Below are 14,749 nucleotides of genomic sequence, written 5' to 3' on the forward strand. Positions count from 1 at the left end.
CCGCCTGCCCCTCAAGGCGAGGGCAGGCCGACCTCGCTGAATGGCAGGAAGCGCACCGGATCGCCTGATGCGACCGCCGTGACGTCCTCGGGTATCTCGATCAGCCCGTCCGCCTCGCGCAGCGACGTTATCAGACCCGATCCGTCGCGGGCGAACTTGGTCACCCGCCGTGTTCCGCGATCGTCTTCGACCAGCACGCCGCGCAGGAACTCACGGCGGTCCGCCTTCTTCCGGGCGATCTCGAAGTCCGCCTGCAGCACGTAGCGGCGAGGCTCGCGCCAGGCGGCTCCGCCAAGCGCCAGGATCGCCTGTCGAACGTACAGGACGAAGCAGACGAAGGCCGCCACCGGGTTGCCAGGCAGGCCGAGCACGACGCTGTCGCCGATCTGGCCGAACGTCATCGGCCGGCCCGGCTTGATCGCCAGTTGCCACATGTGGCGGCGGCCCAGGTCGGACAGCGCCGCGATCACGTGGTCCTCCTCGCCGCGGCTCGCACCGCCGGTGGACAGGATCGCGTCGTGCGTGGCCGCGGCCTCCGTCAGCATCGAACGGACCGCTTCGGGGCGATCGGCGACGATGCCGAGATCGGTGACCTCGACGGGCAAGGTTGCCAGCAGCGCGGAGAGCAGCGGCCGGTTGGAATCGTACACCGCGCCGGGCCGAAACGGAGCGCCGCTGCCAAGGATCTCGTCACCGGTCGACAGGACCGCGACCTTCAGCGGTGCGAAGCAGCCAACGCTGGCGGCGCCGGTCGAGGCGATCGCGCCGATCTCCTGGGGCCGCAGAACGGTCCCGGCTTCGACGATGGTCTCGCCGGCCATCAGGTCCTCGCCGGCCTTGCGGCGATTGGCGCCGGGCTTCAGGCCGGGTGGAATGACGACGAACTGCCGGCCGTCCTGCTCGTGGGGTTCGCAGTCCTCCTGCATCGCCACCGTATCGGCGCGGCCGGGAACCGTCGCTCCGGTGAAGATGCGCACGGCGCCACCGATCGGCAGGACGTCGCTGCTCGGATGGCCGGCGGCGATGCGGCCGGTGACGGGAAAGAACCCGCCGGTCGCCTCGTAGTCGCCGTGCGCGAAGGCATATCCGTCGACCGCCGCATTGTCGGCTGCGGGGACCGGCCGCGGCGCCGTGACGGCCTCGGCGCAGACGCGGCCGAGGGCATCCGCCAGCGCGACCGGTGCGATGCCGGCGACGGGCGAAAGCCGCTCGCGCAGGATCGCGAGCGCCTCGTCGTGGCGAAGCCGGTCCTTGTCGTGCAGGAAGCAGTCGTCAAGCAGTCTGCGGTGCGGCATCGGCGGTCTGGCGGGCTGGCGCCGGCAATGCAAGCTGTGCGGCGATGAAATCGGCGATCGCGGCGATGTCGTCGAGAGCGAACCTGGGCAATCCGCCGGTCTCCGCCTCGAAGTCGGCTGCGACAGCGACGATCATCAGATCGGAGGCGCTGAGCGGACGGTCTCTCATGGTCGCTTCGCGCCGGCACTCGATCTTGGGGTGGTTCTCGCGCTTGTAGCCTTCGACGAGAACGAGGTCGGCGGGGGACAGCCGTCCGACGATGTCGGCCATCGCCGGCTCGTCGTCGTCGCGCAATTCGTGCATCAGAGCCCAGCGTGCACCCGAGACCACCGCGACCTCGCTCGCTCCGGCCTCGCGATGCCGGAACGAATCGGTTCCCGGCACGTCGATGTCGAAGGCATGATGGGCATGCTTGACAGAGTTCACGCGGTAGCCGCGACGGGTGAACTCCGTGATCAGCCGCGTCACGAGGGTCGTCTTGCCGGAGTTCTTCCACCCCGTGACGCCAAAGAGCGGCGGGGGAGTGCTCATGCCGGCAGTTCCTCCGCCAGCGCCTCGGCGACTTCCATGTCCTCCGGCGTATTGACGTTGAAGAAGGGATCGATCTCCGTGCCGTCGATGACGGGGCCCGAGAAGATCACCTCGACATGCGGGTGCCGGTGCACCCAGACCAGCACCTTTCGCAGTTCCTCGTCCCGGATCGCCGCCTCCAGATCGTCGGCGAGCGCGACGGGCCATAGGCCGAAGACCGGATGAACGCGATCCCCGGACTTGGCAAGAGCGATCATGGTCTCGTGATGCCCCGCCGCGCCAACGAGCCGCGTCACCAGATTGGCCGGAAAGAACGGCGTATCGGTCGCGACCGTGACGACCCAGCGGGCCTTCGGCGCGTGCCGCTCGGCCCAGCGCATTCCGGCCAGAACGCCGGCGAGCGGACCGGCGAAGCCGGGCACGGGATCCGGTGTCACGGGGGCACCGAACGCAGCGAAGCGGTCGGGATCGCCGTTGGCGTTGATGACGAACTCCCCGACCTGCGGCTTCAGCCGGTCCAGGACGCGGGCCAGCATGGGCTGGCCGCCGAGATCCCGGAGGCTCTTGTCGCCGCCGCCCATGCGCCGCGACAGCCCGCCCGCCAGCACGCAGCCGACCGTCAGCGACGCCCATCGCGCGTTGTCGTTGAGAAGCGTCTCGTCGTGACCGGTGACGTTGTTCACTCCCGTACCTCCGCAAGGCTGGCCTTGCGACGGTGCTTCGGGGCTTCCTCCTCGACGGTTTCCGGATCGAGATCGAACACGATCCGCTCGGTCCCACTCAGTGCCAGAAACCGCTTGCCGCGGGCGCGGCCGATCAGGGTAAGGTTGGCCTGTCGGGCAAGCTCGACGCCCCAGGCCGTGAAACCGGAGCGGGAGACCAGGATCGGGATGCCCATCATCACCGTCTTGATGACCATTTCCGAGGTGAGGCGGCCGGTCGTGTAGAAGATCTTGTCAGCGGCAGGGATGCCGTTCAGGAACATCCATCCGGCGATCTTGTCGACGGCGTTGTGGCGGCCGACGTCTTCCATGTAGACGAGCGGGCGGTCCTCCTCGCAAAGCACGCATCCGTGGATCGCGCCGGCGGCGAGATAAAGCGACGGGGCGGTGTTGATCTTCTTCGTCAGCGCGTAGAGCCACGACGTTCGCAGAACGGCCTTTCCGGGCAGGCGGACCGTGTCGAAACTCTCCATGACGTCGCCGAACACCGTGCCCTGGGCGCAGCCGGACGTGCGGACCTTCTTCTTGAGCTTCTCCTCGTAGTTTGTCCTGCGCGCGGTGCGCACCACCACCAGATCGAGATCCTCGTCGTGGTCGATCGAGGTTATCTCGTCGTCCGCGCGCAGCATGTTCTGGTTTCGGAGATAGCCGACGGCGAGCAGGTCCGGCCGGTCGCCTATCGTCATCATCGTGACGATCTCCTGGCCGTTCAGGAACAGCGTCAGCGGCCGCTCGTTGACGACGCGGGTCTCGACGACGGCGCCGGCCTGGTCGATGCCGGTGACCGGGGTCGTCAGTTTCGGGTCGTCCGGATCGGGCCGGACCAGAAATTCGTCGCTCACGCGGATCTCCGCAGGAACCTCACCAGACTCACATACGCGTTCAAGCGTCGGTTTCAAAGCATCGCCGCCAAGCCATTTGACGTGGTTGCCCCTCCGCTTACATAACGCGGTCAACGCCGCAAGGCGAAGGCAACGAAGACAAACGCGGAAGGACGACCCCATGCCAGTCACCAAGGAGGCGGTGCTCGATGCGCTCAAGCGGGTGAAGGGACCCGATCTGAGCAACGACATCGTCTCGCTCGGGCTGATCTCGGAAGTCGTCATTCACGGGGGGCGGGTGTTCTTTGCGATATCGGTCGATCCGGCGCGGGCGCGCGAACTGGAGCCGATGCGCGAGGCGGCCGAAAAGGTCGTCGCCGAACTGGACGGTGTGGAAAAGGCGATGGTGACCCTGACCTCGGAGAAGAGCGGGGGAGGGGCGGCACCGGCGGCCGCACCGGCACCGGCGGCACCGCCGGCTGGCGGAGGCGGACCCGCCGCGGGCCGGCCTGCCGCTGCGCCCGGTCGCGGACCGGGAGGCCCCGGAGGTCCCGGCAGCCACGCACCGCGGCCGGCGCAGAGCGTACCGGGCATCAGCAACATCATCGCCGTAGCCTCCGGGAAGGGCGGCGTCGGCAAGTCGACGACCGCGGTGAACCTGGCGCTCGGGCTGCAGACGCTGGGATTGAAGGTCGGGATCCTCGATGCCGACATCTACGGCCCCTCGCAGCCACGGCTGCTCGGCGTCTCCGGCAAGCCTGAACCGGTCAACGGGCGGATCCTCAGGCCGCTGGAGGGCTACGGGATCAAGGTCATGTCGATGGGCTTCCTCGTCGAGGAGGACACGCCGATGATCTGGCGCGGTCCGATGGTGATTTCGGCCCTGACGCAGATGCTGCGCGAGGTGGAGTGGGGCGAACTCGATGTCCTGGTCGTCGACATGCCGCCGGGCACCGGCGACGCGCAGCTGACGATGGCCCAGCAGGTGCCACTGGCGGGTGCGGTGATCGTCTCCACCCCCCAGGACCTCGCCCTGATCGACGCGCGCAAGGGTATCAACATGTTCCGACGTGTCGACGTGCCGATCCTCGGCATCATCGAGAACATGAGCTACTTCCTTTGCCCGAGCTGCGGCACGCGCTCCGACATCTTCGGCAACGGCGGCGCGGAGCGGGAGGCGGAACGCCTGGGCGTGGAATTTCTCGGCGCGGTGCCGCTGCACATGGACATCCGCGAGCGGTCGGACACCGGCCGGCCCGTCGTCGCCTCCGATCCCGATGGACCTTACGCGGCGATCTTTCGTCAGATCGCCCAGAAGGCGTGGGCGGCGATCGGACGCAACAGTCAGGCAGCGGTGCGTCCGGCCCCCCGGATCGTCATCGAGACCTGAGCAGGCGGATCGGCCGGACTTGCCGGCCGGCGGTGACGTCAGGCCAACCGGGCGCGGATCGACATGCGAAGGGCCTGCGGCATCAGGCTGAACACCGCCTTGGCGCTGCGGGCCCCGTAGCTCGTCCAGAGAGCCGCCGGCAGACCGGCGTAGGACAGCACCGTCGAATAGTCCTGGACATCGACCGCCGTCGTCCCGAGTTCGCACTTGTAGGGATCCGCCGGGGCCATCAGGTCGTAGGCCGTGGCGCCGTCGGCAATGCAGCGTTCGATCGTGTCCTGCATCTGCACCTGTCCCGGGCTGTGGCGGGACCACTCGGATTCGAACGCGCCCATGAAGGCGCAGTGCCGGCCGTTGTGGCGGAATGCGTATTCGATCGAAGCCGGCCGCCCATCGATTTCCAGGCTGCAGATCACCGCGCCGTCGGACGTCTCGCTGTCGCCGGGACTGCGCACCAGCGCTTCCAGGCACGCCTGCATCCGGTCGTCGGAAAAGGCGCGGCCCATCAGACCACGCTCCTGAAGCCAGACCTTCTTCATCTCGACGGCCTGCTCGACGAGCCGGACCGCCTCGTCTCCACTCTTCACGACCCGCAGGGCGACCTCGCCGATCTTCTCCAGCTTGCGGCGACGCTTGCGGTTGCGCGCCGCCCGGCTGGCCCGCGCCCTGGCGAAATCTCCCTCCTCGGAAAAGCCCGACAGATCGATGCTGATGGCCTGCTCCGGCGCGCCGATCGCGAACATCCGCGCGTCGCACCAGGCCGCGACGGCAGAATCCGCGCGGACCCGCGTCAGGGAAAGGACGGAAATGCTGCCGTCTCTTTTCAGGGACGCGTAGGCTGCGTCCATCCACCGCATCGTGTCTCCGTTAGGGGAGCAGATGGCATCGCCGTACTGGATCAGCGGATCGCCCATCCAGGTTGCGACGTTGCCGAGCGCCGTGCGGCGAACCGCCAGCGGCAGCACAAGCACGAGATTACCGTTCGACCGCACGGTGACGACTCGGAAGGACACATCGGCATCAACGAAATGACGCACCCATTCGCGATGAAAACGGTAGGTCTGGAACGGAGTCGTCGTCGAGCCTTCCGCCCTTTCCAGCGCCAGCCATTCGGTTTCCAGCGCCTCCAGGCCCGCGATCGAGTCCGTAGTCGCTACCGACACGTCGCCGATGGAGATTGCGGACCGCGACCTGCCGTGCGTCCGAGGTGCAACGCCGAGGACGCCGCTCAGCACCGGTAACGCGTCAGCAATCAGGGCCTGCATTTCAATTCTCCTTTGGCTTCGGTGGACCATGCCGCCGATCCGGGCCGGGTGCCTACCCCATGTGGCAGTCGGCCAGATCCGACAGAGGTCGTCTGTCGGAGGCGGGCAAGGCGGACGTTACTTCCTTGTCTGTCCGGCCGCAAATACCGCGATCTTGTACGGACTGAGAAGCGCGATTCGGCGCCGGATCGGCGCGGGCAGATCGATCGGCCGATAGGTGGCGCTCTGCCGGAAGGCCATCAGCGAGCGCGGGGCCACCAGCACGATCGTCACTTTCCAGCGATTCGCGTGCTCGGCGAGACGGGCAGCCATTCGCGTGAAGAGCCGTTCGGGAAACGGATCGAACATCCAGACCACCAGGTCGGCTTCGGGCAGCGGTTGCTCCAGGGCATCTCCCAGGACGAGGTCGATCTCGCGGCAGCGCATCTGCGCCCGTGGCCAGTGGCGAAGGTTGAGTGTGGCGGTCTCGTGCAGCGGCTCAACGCATTCGATGCCGACGATCCGCTGGAACGGGTAGCGGGCAGCCTCGAAGACGACCCGGCCACGTCCCGACCCGATGTCCAGGAATGTGGCCTGTTCGAGCCGCTCGGACAGGCCATCCAGTACCCATCGGATGAGCTTGCGCGGCGATGCGCGGTAGCCATGGGCCTGCGACCGGCCGGCGTCGGCCGATCCGAGCGCGTCCGCCGGCGCCTGCGTCGCCGTCGGCGCCCGTTCGAGTCGGCTTGCCGAACGATCCCACGTCAGGCGATGGATCAGCAGAAGCCCGGTCCGGTAAAGCGACAGCGGCGGCGCCTCTGACCTCCCCCGGGTCGCGGGCGGTGTGGCAGGCGGCTCCGGTGCGGTCGCTGCTGCTCTGGCAGTGGCGTCGGCGACAGGCGTACCGGCCGGCGCCTTCGGGGCCGACGTCTTGGACCGGGCCGTAGGCTTCGACGCGGATCCGGATTTCGCCTTCGACGCAGCCGGAGACGTCTTGGCGCGGCTTGCCGGTTTGTCCACGCTCCCGGACTTGGGGGCGGTTTTGGTTCGAGCTTTTCCGGCGGAACGTTTGGAGGCCCGGGTTTTCCGGGTTGACGTTTGGTCGGCGTCCGTCGCCTTACCCGATGGGGCTGCAGGGGATCCGGACTTGCGCGAGGCCGGCTTCCTGGCGGCGGCATCGGTGGACCTGGCCGACTTGCGTGCCGGCGACTTGCGGGGCTTCGCCCGCGTGTCGGTCGACGTTTCAGAGGACTTCTCAGGGGCGGGCGCTGCGTCGGCGCCGGCCTGCGGGAGCGTCTCGTCTGCGACGGCGTCCGAGTTCTTGGGGCGTGGCTCCGTCATGCCCGGCTCCACGAGCGCGTGAAGGGGACCTGGAGCTGTACGGCGACACGGCTGGGATAAGGTGAGGAAAACAAGGTTCAGTCGGTCTGCGAGCTCGGGTGATGCGGATGACGGGTTCGACTCGCCAACGCGTCGTCAGCGCGCGAGTTCCCGCATCGCATCATCGATGCCCTCGATTGGACGAGATCTGATAGATCAGCAAGTCGGCTATCGGAGTGATTAAATCTCCTAAGATGGGGATTTTGGCAAAAGTATAAAAACGATCAGAACTCCAAACAGGCACAAGGATATCGCAAAAATTATATATCGAAATCCACTTACTTCCCAAAATCGTCCATCCGTCATTTTATAGTCTGCCTCACTATAAATTATAGATTTAACATTATTATTCACATTTGAAACAAGGAATGCTATGGATTCGTAAAGGCTGTCCAATTCATCCTGCTCTATCTGAATGGACGTGGTGGCAGAGTTCGATATAGAAGCAAGATTGTTCTTTATTTCTCTATATTTTGATTCATATTGTTTCAATTTATCGCCCGAAGATGAATTATTAGGCTCCGAATTCTCCAATAAATCCATTTCCAATGTTTGGAGTTGTTCAATTTTCAACAAAATCATACGTGATAAATCAGCTATTTCGCCACCCTTAATTCTTCTATCATCAGCATCGGTGTCGCCAATAATGTTAAATTCATCCGCGCGAATTCGGACATCTTGAAGAGATAATATTGTATCTCTAGCAATATCCAAATAGTAATTTGATATTATGTTTGCTGTCTCTAGGGCTTTGTCGCGAATAGACGCTCGTTCAGAAATCGAATTTTTCACCTGCTCAAATATCAAAAAAGAGAATGTTGCAAATAGGATGCCTATTACTAATTTCTCGCCAATAGAGTGAATAAATTCGCTTCTATCTTTCGACATTATCTTGCCGATCCAGACAAGATGCTTAAAAGCGCATTTTCTATAGCGTTCCCCACTCTCAAATGTTCTGATACAGCAGTGCCCACGGTATTAGATTTAGCGGAGCCGCCTAGAAAATCTAATAGTGAAGACGGAGGTCGCCCGCCCCAACTGTATATTAAATTGCTATTCCTGTTGAATCTAAATGTCCAACTTATTTCCCCAGGTGAGTGCAGCTTGTTAAGCGGGAAATGAAATATAAAATTATTTCCAAACAATTCCTTTTGGTATTTATATTCCATTAATGCATTTTCACTTGAAATATTATATCTGTATATTTCAGCAAAAGAGGGTGTGTTATCGTCCCATTCGAAATAAAGAACTGCAGATAGTCTATTCTTTGCCAAAATTAGATCGTGATCGTTGTTTTCCAATCGCAAATTGTAATCGCGTATGGCAATCTTCAAATTCCTGCTCAACGATAAATAATCCGGAGAGATATTGCCACTTTGCAATATGGGGTAACGAGTTCTTGTTAAGAGCCGGAATTGGTCTAAAGTTAACTCGGTACAGCTTTCATCTTGGTATCCGTTAGCTCGCCCGCACGCATCGTCCTCAGAAAAAACAGCTATTTGAAGTGTCCCGGATGGCAATACGTCAGCCGAGCCGTCACAAGCAGACGCTTGGAGTAAGATAAAAAAATACCCCGCTAAGCTATATCTGATCATTACAATGCACCCCAAGTTGTGCGCCTAGGTAGGGTACACTAACGGAACTCATCGTCAATTCAGCGCGCGAGTTCCCGCATCGCATCGTCGATGCCCTCGATCGTCAGCGGATACATGCGATCGGAGAACAGTTGCCGGATCATCGATATCGACGGCGTGTAGTCCCAGTGCTTCTCCGGCACCGGATTGAGCCAGACGGCGTGCTCGTAGACGCCGAGCAGCCTGGTAAGCCAGGCTGCGCCCGCCTCCTCGTTGAAATGCTCCACCGAACCGCCGGGCATCGTCACCTCGTAGGGGCTCATCGAGGCATCGCCGACGAAGATGATCTTGTAGTCGGACGGGAACTTGTGCAGCACATCCCAGGTCGGGGTGCGCTCCTGCCAGCGCCGGCGGTTGTTCTTCCACACCGATTCGTACAGGCAGTTGTGGAAGTAGAAATACTCCATGATCTTGAACTCGGTCCGGGCGGCCGAGAACAGTTCCTCCGATATCTTGATGTGCCAGTCCATCGAGCCGCCCACGTCGAAGAACGCGAGGACCTTGATGGCGTTGCGCCGCTCGGGGCGGAACTGCAGGTCGAGCCAGCCCTTGTTGGCCGTCTGTCTGATCGTTCCGTCGAGGTCGAGCTCGTCGGCGGCCCCGGTGCGGGCGAACTTGCGCAGGCGGCGCAGCGCCACCTTGATGTTTCGCGTGCCGAGTTCGACGGAGTCGTCGAGATCCCTGAATTCCCGCTTGTCCCACACCTTCACCGCACGCGAGTGGCGACCTTCGTCCTGGCCGATGCGGATGCCTTCGGGGTTGTAGCCGTAAGCTCCGAACGGTGAGGTGCCGGCGGTGCCGATCCACTTGTTGCCGCCCTGGTGGCGACCCTTCTGCTCTTCGAGACGCTTCTTGAGCGTCTCCATCAGCTTGTCCCAGCCGCCGAGCGCCTCGATCTCGGCCTTTTCCTCGTCGGTGAGATATTTCTCGGCCAGCTTGCGGAGCCATTCCTCGGGAATGTCGGCTTCGAGCGTCTCCGACATCAGCTCGAGCCCCTTGAACACGTGGCCGAAGACCTTGTCGAACTTGTCGAGGTTGCGCTCGTCCTTCACCAGGCACGCGCGCGACAGGTAGTAGAAGTCCTCCACCCGCTTGTCGGCGAGGTCGAGCTTCAGCGCGTCCATCAGCGTCAGGTACTCGCGCAATGTGACCGGGACGCCGGCCTGCTTCAGCTCATGGAAAAAGGTAATGAACATGACGCTCCCGGGTCGGGTGATCCGGGCGAACATATAGGGCAGTGCGCCGTCATCCAAGGCGCCGGCGAACCGGGATCGGGAAAATCCGATCCCGGCTGCGGGCAGGAAATCTGCTAGTCGCGGACCTCGACGACGTCGAATACCACATGCAGTTTCGCTCGCCACGTCTTGTCCGCGGCGATGAGGTGCAGAACGACATCGAATTCGCCGGGCGGGAAATCCGCCTCCATGTACGATTGCTGTCCTGGAGCGTCCGGATCGGCGTCGATGAATTCGTCATAGAAGGCCAGGTTCTGCGAATTCTGTGTGACGACGTTGGTCCCCTCATCGTCGGTGATGATGAAATCGCCGTCGTATTCCCAGCCGTAGCCGTTGTATTGCCCGACAGGGAATTCGTCCTTCACCGCGAGGTCCAGCTTCAGGAAGTCGGTCTTTCTGGACGGATCGACGTCGACGAACAGTCGTGCGGTGAAATCCTCCAGCGTGTATTTCTTGGTGCGGAACCCGGTGTCGACCGAGAACGTGAAGTTCCACTTGGCACGGTTGATGTGTTCAATCGGGGCCATCTGGTGTCCCGCCGGCACTTCCACGTGCAGGATACCGTCGGTATCGACGTAGGAGGGAAGAAGATCGGCGCCCTGGCGCAGATGAACCTTGATGGCGAGTTCGACGCCCCGGCCCGCATACCGCTGCAGGATGAAGTTGGTCGCCGGGATACCGGTGCCGACCCACAGCGTGCCCGGCGCCGCCGGATCCTCCCCTTTCCAGAACGGAGCGGCCAGAAGGACTGTCCGTTCCTCGAGCAGTTCCGCTCTCGCCAGCGCAGTTGAAGGGTGCAGTGCAACACAAGATGTCACAGCGACGATACAAGAAAATATATGTCGGCCTCTCAATTCAGCCTCCCAGACTGTTGTTATTTTGGCCGGGGGACTTGAGTTACGAGCTTCCGTAGAGTCAAGTTTATAATTCTCGAGCTCGATTCCGCTCGATGTTCGAGTTGGTTAACCCGATTGACCTGCCGCTGTTATTTAACCGGCATCAGAAATTTATTTGAAAATGACGCAGATACCTCGACGGAAGCGGGGGCGCCAACTGTCGCCAATGCCGGGGAGTAGCGGGCGCGAGGCGACCGCCCGCGCCGTTGTGCGGCGCGGTTCTGTCACGTGATGTGTCGGGGAGGCGGAGGCCCTGCGGAGCCAAGCCGGAGCGGAACTGGAAGCGTCAGCCCTTCACGAATATGAGGTCGGCAGAGACGAAGTCCTCAGTCCCGGCGGCCGGCAGCGTCCGACCGACAATGCGGAAGCGGGACGCTTCCGGATCGACGATCAGCGTCGAAATCGCCCGGCCCTCGGTCTCGAAATCGTTGTGCCGGACCCGGAACACGAGGCGGCTCCCCGAACGCAGTCCCGTCAGCGGCGGGCTGACCGAACCCAGCGAATCGCGCCAGACTGCCGAATATGCCTTGGCATACTTGTTGTAGGTGAGCGAGACGCGAAAGGTACCGGTAAACCGCTCGCCGCCGCAGCGGCCGCTCAGCTCGAGGGCGTCGCCGCTGTCATCGAGTTCGCCCTCGACCCGGCAGACCAGCTTCTCGGGTTCGCCGTCCTCCGTGGTACGCACGGCGCCCGTGCCGCGCCATTCGCCGGTGAAGCCTTCGAGCACGCCGTTTTCGTCCGCCGAAGCGGTCGGTACGACGGCAAGCGTGACGCCGCACCCGAGGGCGGCGACAAACGCGAATCTGGCAGCGCATCGCAACATACGGGACACCTCGTTCAGGCTCGCGGCGTTTTTGTGGCGAACATTTCTGAATGTGTCAGCGTCCGACCCTTCCGCAACCGTTCATGGCCCGATCCCGAGCGAATCGTCAATCGCCTTTCTTGGCCTTCTCTCCGGCAGCCCTGGCGATTACCGACATGACGTCGGAGAGGCCGGGCGGCTTGTTCTCGAGCCAGGGAAGGGGCCTGCAGACGTCCTGCGCGGCAAGACCGATACGCGCCGTCATCATGCCGTTTACGACACCTTCGCCGAGGCGGGCCGACAGGCGTGCCGCCAGTCCATGACCGACGAGTTGCTGGACGAGGCCGTCGGTCATCGCCACGCCGCCGGTGACCGCCAGATGGGCGATGGCGAGCCGCAGCAGCCGAAGCAGTGCCAGGCCGGAGGGGCGGCCGCCATAGACCATGCCGATGCGGCGCACGAGCCGGGTCGTCTCGATCAGCACGTAGGCGATGTCCACGAAGGCCCGCGGACTGATCGCAGTCACGACGGAGACGCGCCCCGCCGCAGCCGTGATCAGCGCTTTCGCCTCCATGTCGTAGCGCGTCATCAGGTTGCGCTCGGCAAGCCGCAGCAGGTCCCGCCCGTCGATGATCTCGCCGGCATGGCCGGCGACCTCCGCACGGCCGCGCGCGGTTTCCGGCCGGGAGGCATAAAGCGCGACGGCTTCCCGGGCGATCCGCCTCGCCGCTTCGCGGTCGTCGGAGGCCGCTGCCGCGTCGGCGTCGGTCCGCAGCTGGGTGACGCGGGCAAGGCGCATCAGTCCCGCCGCCTCGCGTGCGACCAGCGCGAGCAGGGCGATGCCCGTCAGGCCCGCAAGGGCGAGCGCGATCCAGCCGAGTAGATCGTTGCGCTGAAAGAGGGACGTAACGAAATCGGTGATCCAGATGCCGATCGCGAAGGAGGCGAGGGCGCCGGCGGCGCCGAAGAACAGTTTGCCCCAGCCGATCCCCCTCCTGCGCCGTGGCGGGCCCGCGATCAGTTCGGCGACCGTCTCGGCCGCAAAAGGGTCTTCATCGTCGCGTGCAATGCGTGCCTTCGGGGCCGTTCGGCCGGGGACGGGCCCGACGGCCCCGTCGTGCTGTGCGGCGGCCTCCTCGACCAGCACAGCGGGGTCGGACAGGCGAAAAGCCGCCGGCGATCGGTCGGGTTTCCTGGTCATGCGAGGCGGTCTCCAAGCAGGAACTGCAGGGTCCGGTCGAGCCGGATATGCGGCAGCGACAGCGACACGCCTTCTGCCGTCCGCTGTAGGGGCGGCGGCCGGAATCGGACGAAGCGATAGGCCTCGGCCTCTGCTTCAGAAACTGAATCAGGTACTTCAAAAACTGATTCAGGGTGTTGAAAAGCGGATTCCGGATCGGCGGGCAAGTCACCGGGAAATATGGCAATTTCCTCGTTGCCGTCGAAGATTTCCCCGGCGACGCGCTGCCCCGCCTGCGGGGTGCCGACAATGCAGTCGAGCGTCTCGCCACCGCGCTTTACGCTTGCCTCGCGCGTGGCACGCACCGAGGCCAGCGCCACCACATCCACCTCGGTGCCGGCAAACGAGGCCCGCTCGACGGCGTTGCGGACGATGCGCGCCAGAATCGCCTCCAGCCTGTCGTGGCTGCGGTGATGCAGGTGGTCCGCCTTGGTGGCGGCAAAAACGATCCGGTCGACGCGCCGCGTCAGGATCCGCGACAGCCAGCTCGACCGGCCCGGCCGGAAGCACGCGAGGATCTCCGTCAGCGCGGATTCCAGATCGCCGATTGCCGAGGGGCCGGCGTTCAGAGCCTGCAAAGCGTCGACGAGCACGACCTGGCGGTCGAGCCTGGCAAAATGGTCGCGGAAGAACGGTTTGACCACCACGGACTTGTAGGCCTCGTAGCGCCGCTCCATCATTGCCGCCAGCGAGCCGCGCCGGGACGGGGAGGCCGGCGAAAGGTCGAGCGGCGCGAAGGTCAGGGCGGGGGAGTTCTCCAGATCGCCCGGCATCAGGAAGCGGCCGGGCGGCAGGGCAGACAACGAAAAGCGCTCGTCCCGGCAGGCACGCAGGTAGGCGGTGAACAGGCGCGCCGATTCACGCGCCGCGCCCTCGTCGCCGGGCGCCTCGGGGTCGAGCGTCGCCAGGTAGGCGTGCCAATCCCGTGCCAGCCTCGCGCGGGGCTGGGCGCGCGACAGCGCGACGGCCCGGGCAGACCACTCGGCGTAGCTCCGGCCGAGCAGCGGCAGGTCGAGAAGCCATTCACCCGGATAGTCGACAATGTCGAGATGCAACCGGCCGGAGCCGACGTTTCGGCCCCAGAAGGTGGCCGATTCGTACTCGATCGTGACCCGCAGTTCGCTCACCTGCCTGGTCGAGTCGGGCCAGTGCCGGTCGGGCCCGATCAGCGCATCGACGTGGGCCTCGTAGTCAAACCGAGGCACATCGTCGTCGGGCTGCGGGTCGAGACGGGCGCGTGCCAGTCGGCCTTGCGCCATCACGTCGAATACCGGGAGCCGGCCGCCCTGGACGAGATTGTGCACCAGTGCGGTGATGAACACCGTCTTGCCGGCGCGCGACAGGCCCGTCACGCCGAGCCGCACCGATGGAGTCACAAGCCCGCTTGCGAAATCGGCAATATTGCCGACGGCGAGCCGCGCCTCGTCGGCGATGGATGTCATCGTCAATTGCTGCTCACCGCCCGTTGGTTACGGGGGCAATGTAGGAAACGGGGATGCGTTTCGGAATAGGAGCCGGCTTGTGCCGTTCGGGCCCGTTTCCCGGCCCTCGCAAGGGT

Annotated in this window: 13 protein-coding genes; 1 reads left to right on the forward strand and 12 read right to left on the reverse strand. The window is 63.8% G+C overall.

The window, feature by feature from the left end:
• Nucleotides 1–11: 11 nt before the first annotated feature.
• From V3328_RS23160 to fdhD, 4 genes are read right to left on the reverse strand one after another with little or no spacing between them, the layout of a single operon-like run.
• Nucleotides 12–1,295, reverse strand: coding sequence for a molybdopterin molybdotransferase MoeA (locus V3328_RS23160; RefSeq protein ID WP_340332098.1), 1,284 nt, complete (start codon nucleotides 1,293–1,295; stop codon nucleotides 12–14).
• A complete protein-coding gene (gene mobB, locus V3328_RS23165; protein WP_340332099.1) occupies nucleotides 1,273–1,827 on the reverse strand; it encodes a molybdopterin-guanine dinucleotide biosynthesis protein B in 555 nt (184 codons plus the stop codon). The genes V3328_RS23160 and mobB overlap by 23 nt, the downstream gene beginning before the upstream one ends.
• Nucleotides 1,824–2,510: a molybdenum cofactor guanylyltransferase MobA gene (gene mobA, locus V3328_RS23170; protein WP_340332100.1), complete on the reverse strand. Its 687-nt coding sequence runs from the start codon at nucleotides 2,508–2,510 to the stop codon at nucleotides 1,824–1,826. Before mobA ends, mobB begins: the two co-directional genes overlap by 4 nt.
• Nucleotides 2,507–3,391, reverse strand: coding sequence for a formate dehydrogenase accessory sulfurtransferase FdhD (gene fdhD, locus V3328_RS23175; protein WP_340332101.1), 885 nt, complete (start codon nucleotides 3,389–3,391; stop codon nucleotides 2,507–2,509). Before fdhD ends, mobA begins: the two co-directional genes overlap by 4 nt.
• A gap of 160 nt (nucleotides 3,392–3,551) precedes the next feature.
• Here fdhD and apbC point away from each other — a divergent pair, with 160 nt between their 5' ends.
• Nucleotides 3,552–4,760 carry an iron-sulfur cluster carrier protein ApbC gene (apbC, locus tag V3328_RS23180; RefSeq protein WP_340332102.1) on the forward strand — a complete coding sequence of 403 codons (1,209 nt, stop codon included), beginning with the start codon at nucleotides 3,552–3,554 and terminating at the stop codon, nucleotides 4,758–4,760.
• 38 nt (nucleotides 4,761–4,798) lie between these two features.
• Here the strand turns inward: apbC and V3328_RS23185 are convergent, their stop codons facing one another.
• From V3328_RS23185 to V3328_RS23220, 8 genes are all read right to left on the reverse strand, one after another.
• Nucleotides 4,799–6,025: a GNAT family N-acetyltransferase gene (locus V3328_RS23185; protein ID WP_340332103.1), complete on the reverse strand. Its 1,227-nt coding sequence runs from the start codon at nucleotides 6,023–6,025 to the stop codon at nucleotides 4,799–4,801.
• 117 nt (nucleotides 6,026–6,142) lie between these two features.
• Nucleotides 6,143–7,357, reverse strand: coding sequence for a hypothetical protein (locus V3328_RS23190; protein ID WP_340332104.1), 1,215 nt, complete (start codon nucleotides 7,355–7,357; stop codon nucleotides 6,143–6,145).
• Nucleotides 7,358–7,573: 216 nt separating this feature from the next.
• A complete protein-coding gene (locus tag V3328_RS23195) occupies nucleotides 7,574–8,272 on the reverse strand; it encodes a hypothetical protein (RefSeq protein WP_340332105.1) in 699 nt (232 codons plus the stop codon).
• A gap of 766 nt (nucleotides 8,273–9,038) precedes the next feature.
• On the reverse strand, nucleotides 9,039–10,214 hold the full coding sequence (locus V3328_RS23200; protein ID WP_340332106.1) for a vWA domain-containing protein: 1,176 nt from the start codon (nucleotides 10,212–10,214) through the stop codon (nucleotides 9,039–9,041).
• 113 nt (nucleotides 10,215–10,327) lie between these two features.
• Nucleotides 10,328–11,071, reverse strand: coding sequence for a hypothetical protein (locus V3328_RS23205; RefSeq protein WP_340332107.1), 744 nt, complete (start codon nucleotides 11,069–11,071; stop codon nucleotides 10,328–10,330).
• 364 nt (nucleotides 11,072–11,435) lie between these two features.
• Nucleotides 11,436–11,876, reverse strand: a complete 441-nt coding sequence (locus V3328_RS23210) for a hypothetical protein (RefSeq protein ID WP_340332108.1) — start codon at nucleotides 11,874–11,876, stop codon at nucleotides 11,436–11,438.
• Nucleotides 11,877–12,078: 202 nt separating this feature from the next.
• On the reverse strand, nucleotides 12,079–13,152 hold the full coding sequence (locus V3328_RS23215; RefSeq protein WP_340332109.1) for a YcjF family protein: 1,074 nt from the start codon (nucleotides 13,150–13,152) through the stop codon (nucleotides 12,079–12,081).
• On the reverse strand, nucleotides 13,149–14,633 hold the full coding sequence (locus V3328_RS23220) for a YcjX family GTP-binding protein (protein WP_340332138.1): 1,485 nt from the start codon (nucleotides 14,631–14,633) through the stop codon (nucleotides 13,149–13,151). The genes V3328_RS23215 and V3328_RS23220 overlap by 4 nt, the downstream gene beginning before the upstream one ends.
• Nucleotides 14,634–14,749: the final 116 nt, after the last annotated feature.

The sequence above is a fragment of the Microbaculum marinum genome (assembly GCF_037855135.1).
Lineage (GTDB): Bacteria > Pseudomonadota > Alphaproteobacteria > Rhizobiales > Tepidamorphaceae > Microbaculum > Microbaculum marinum.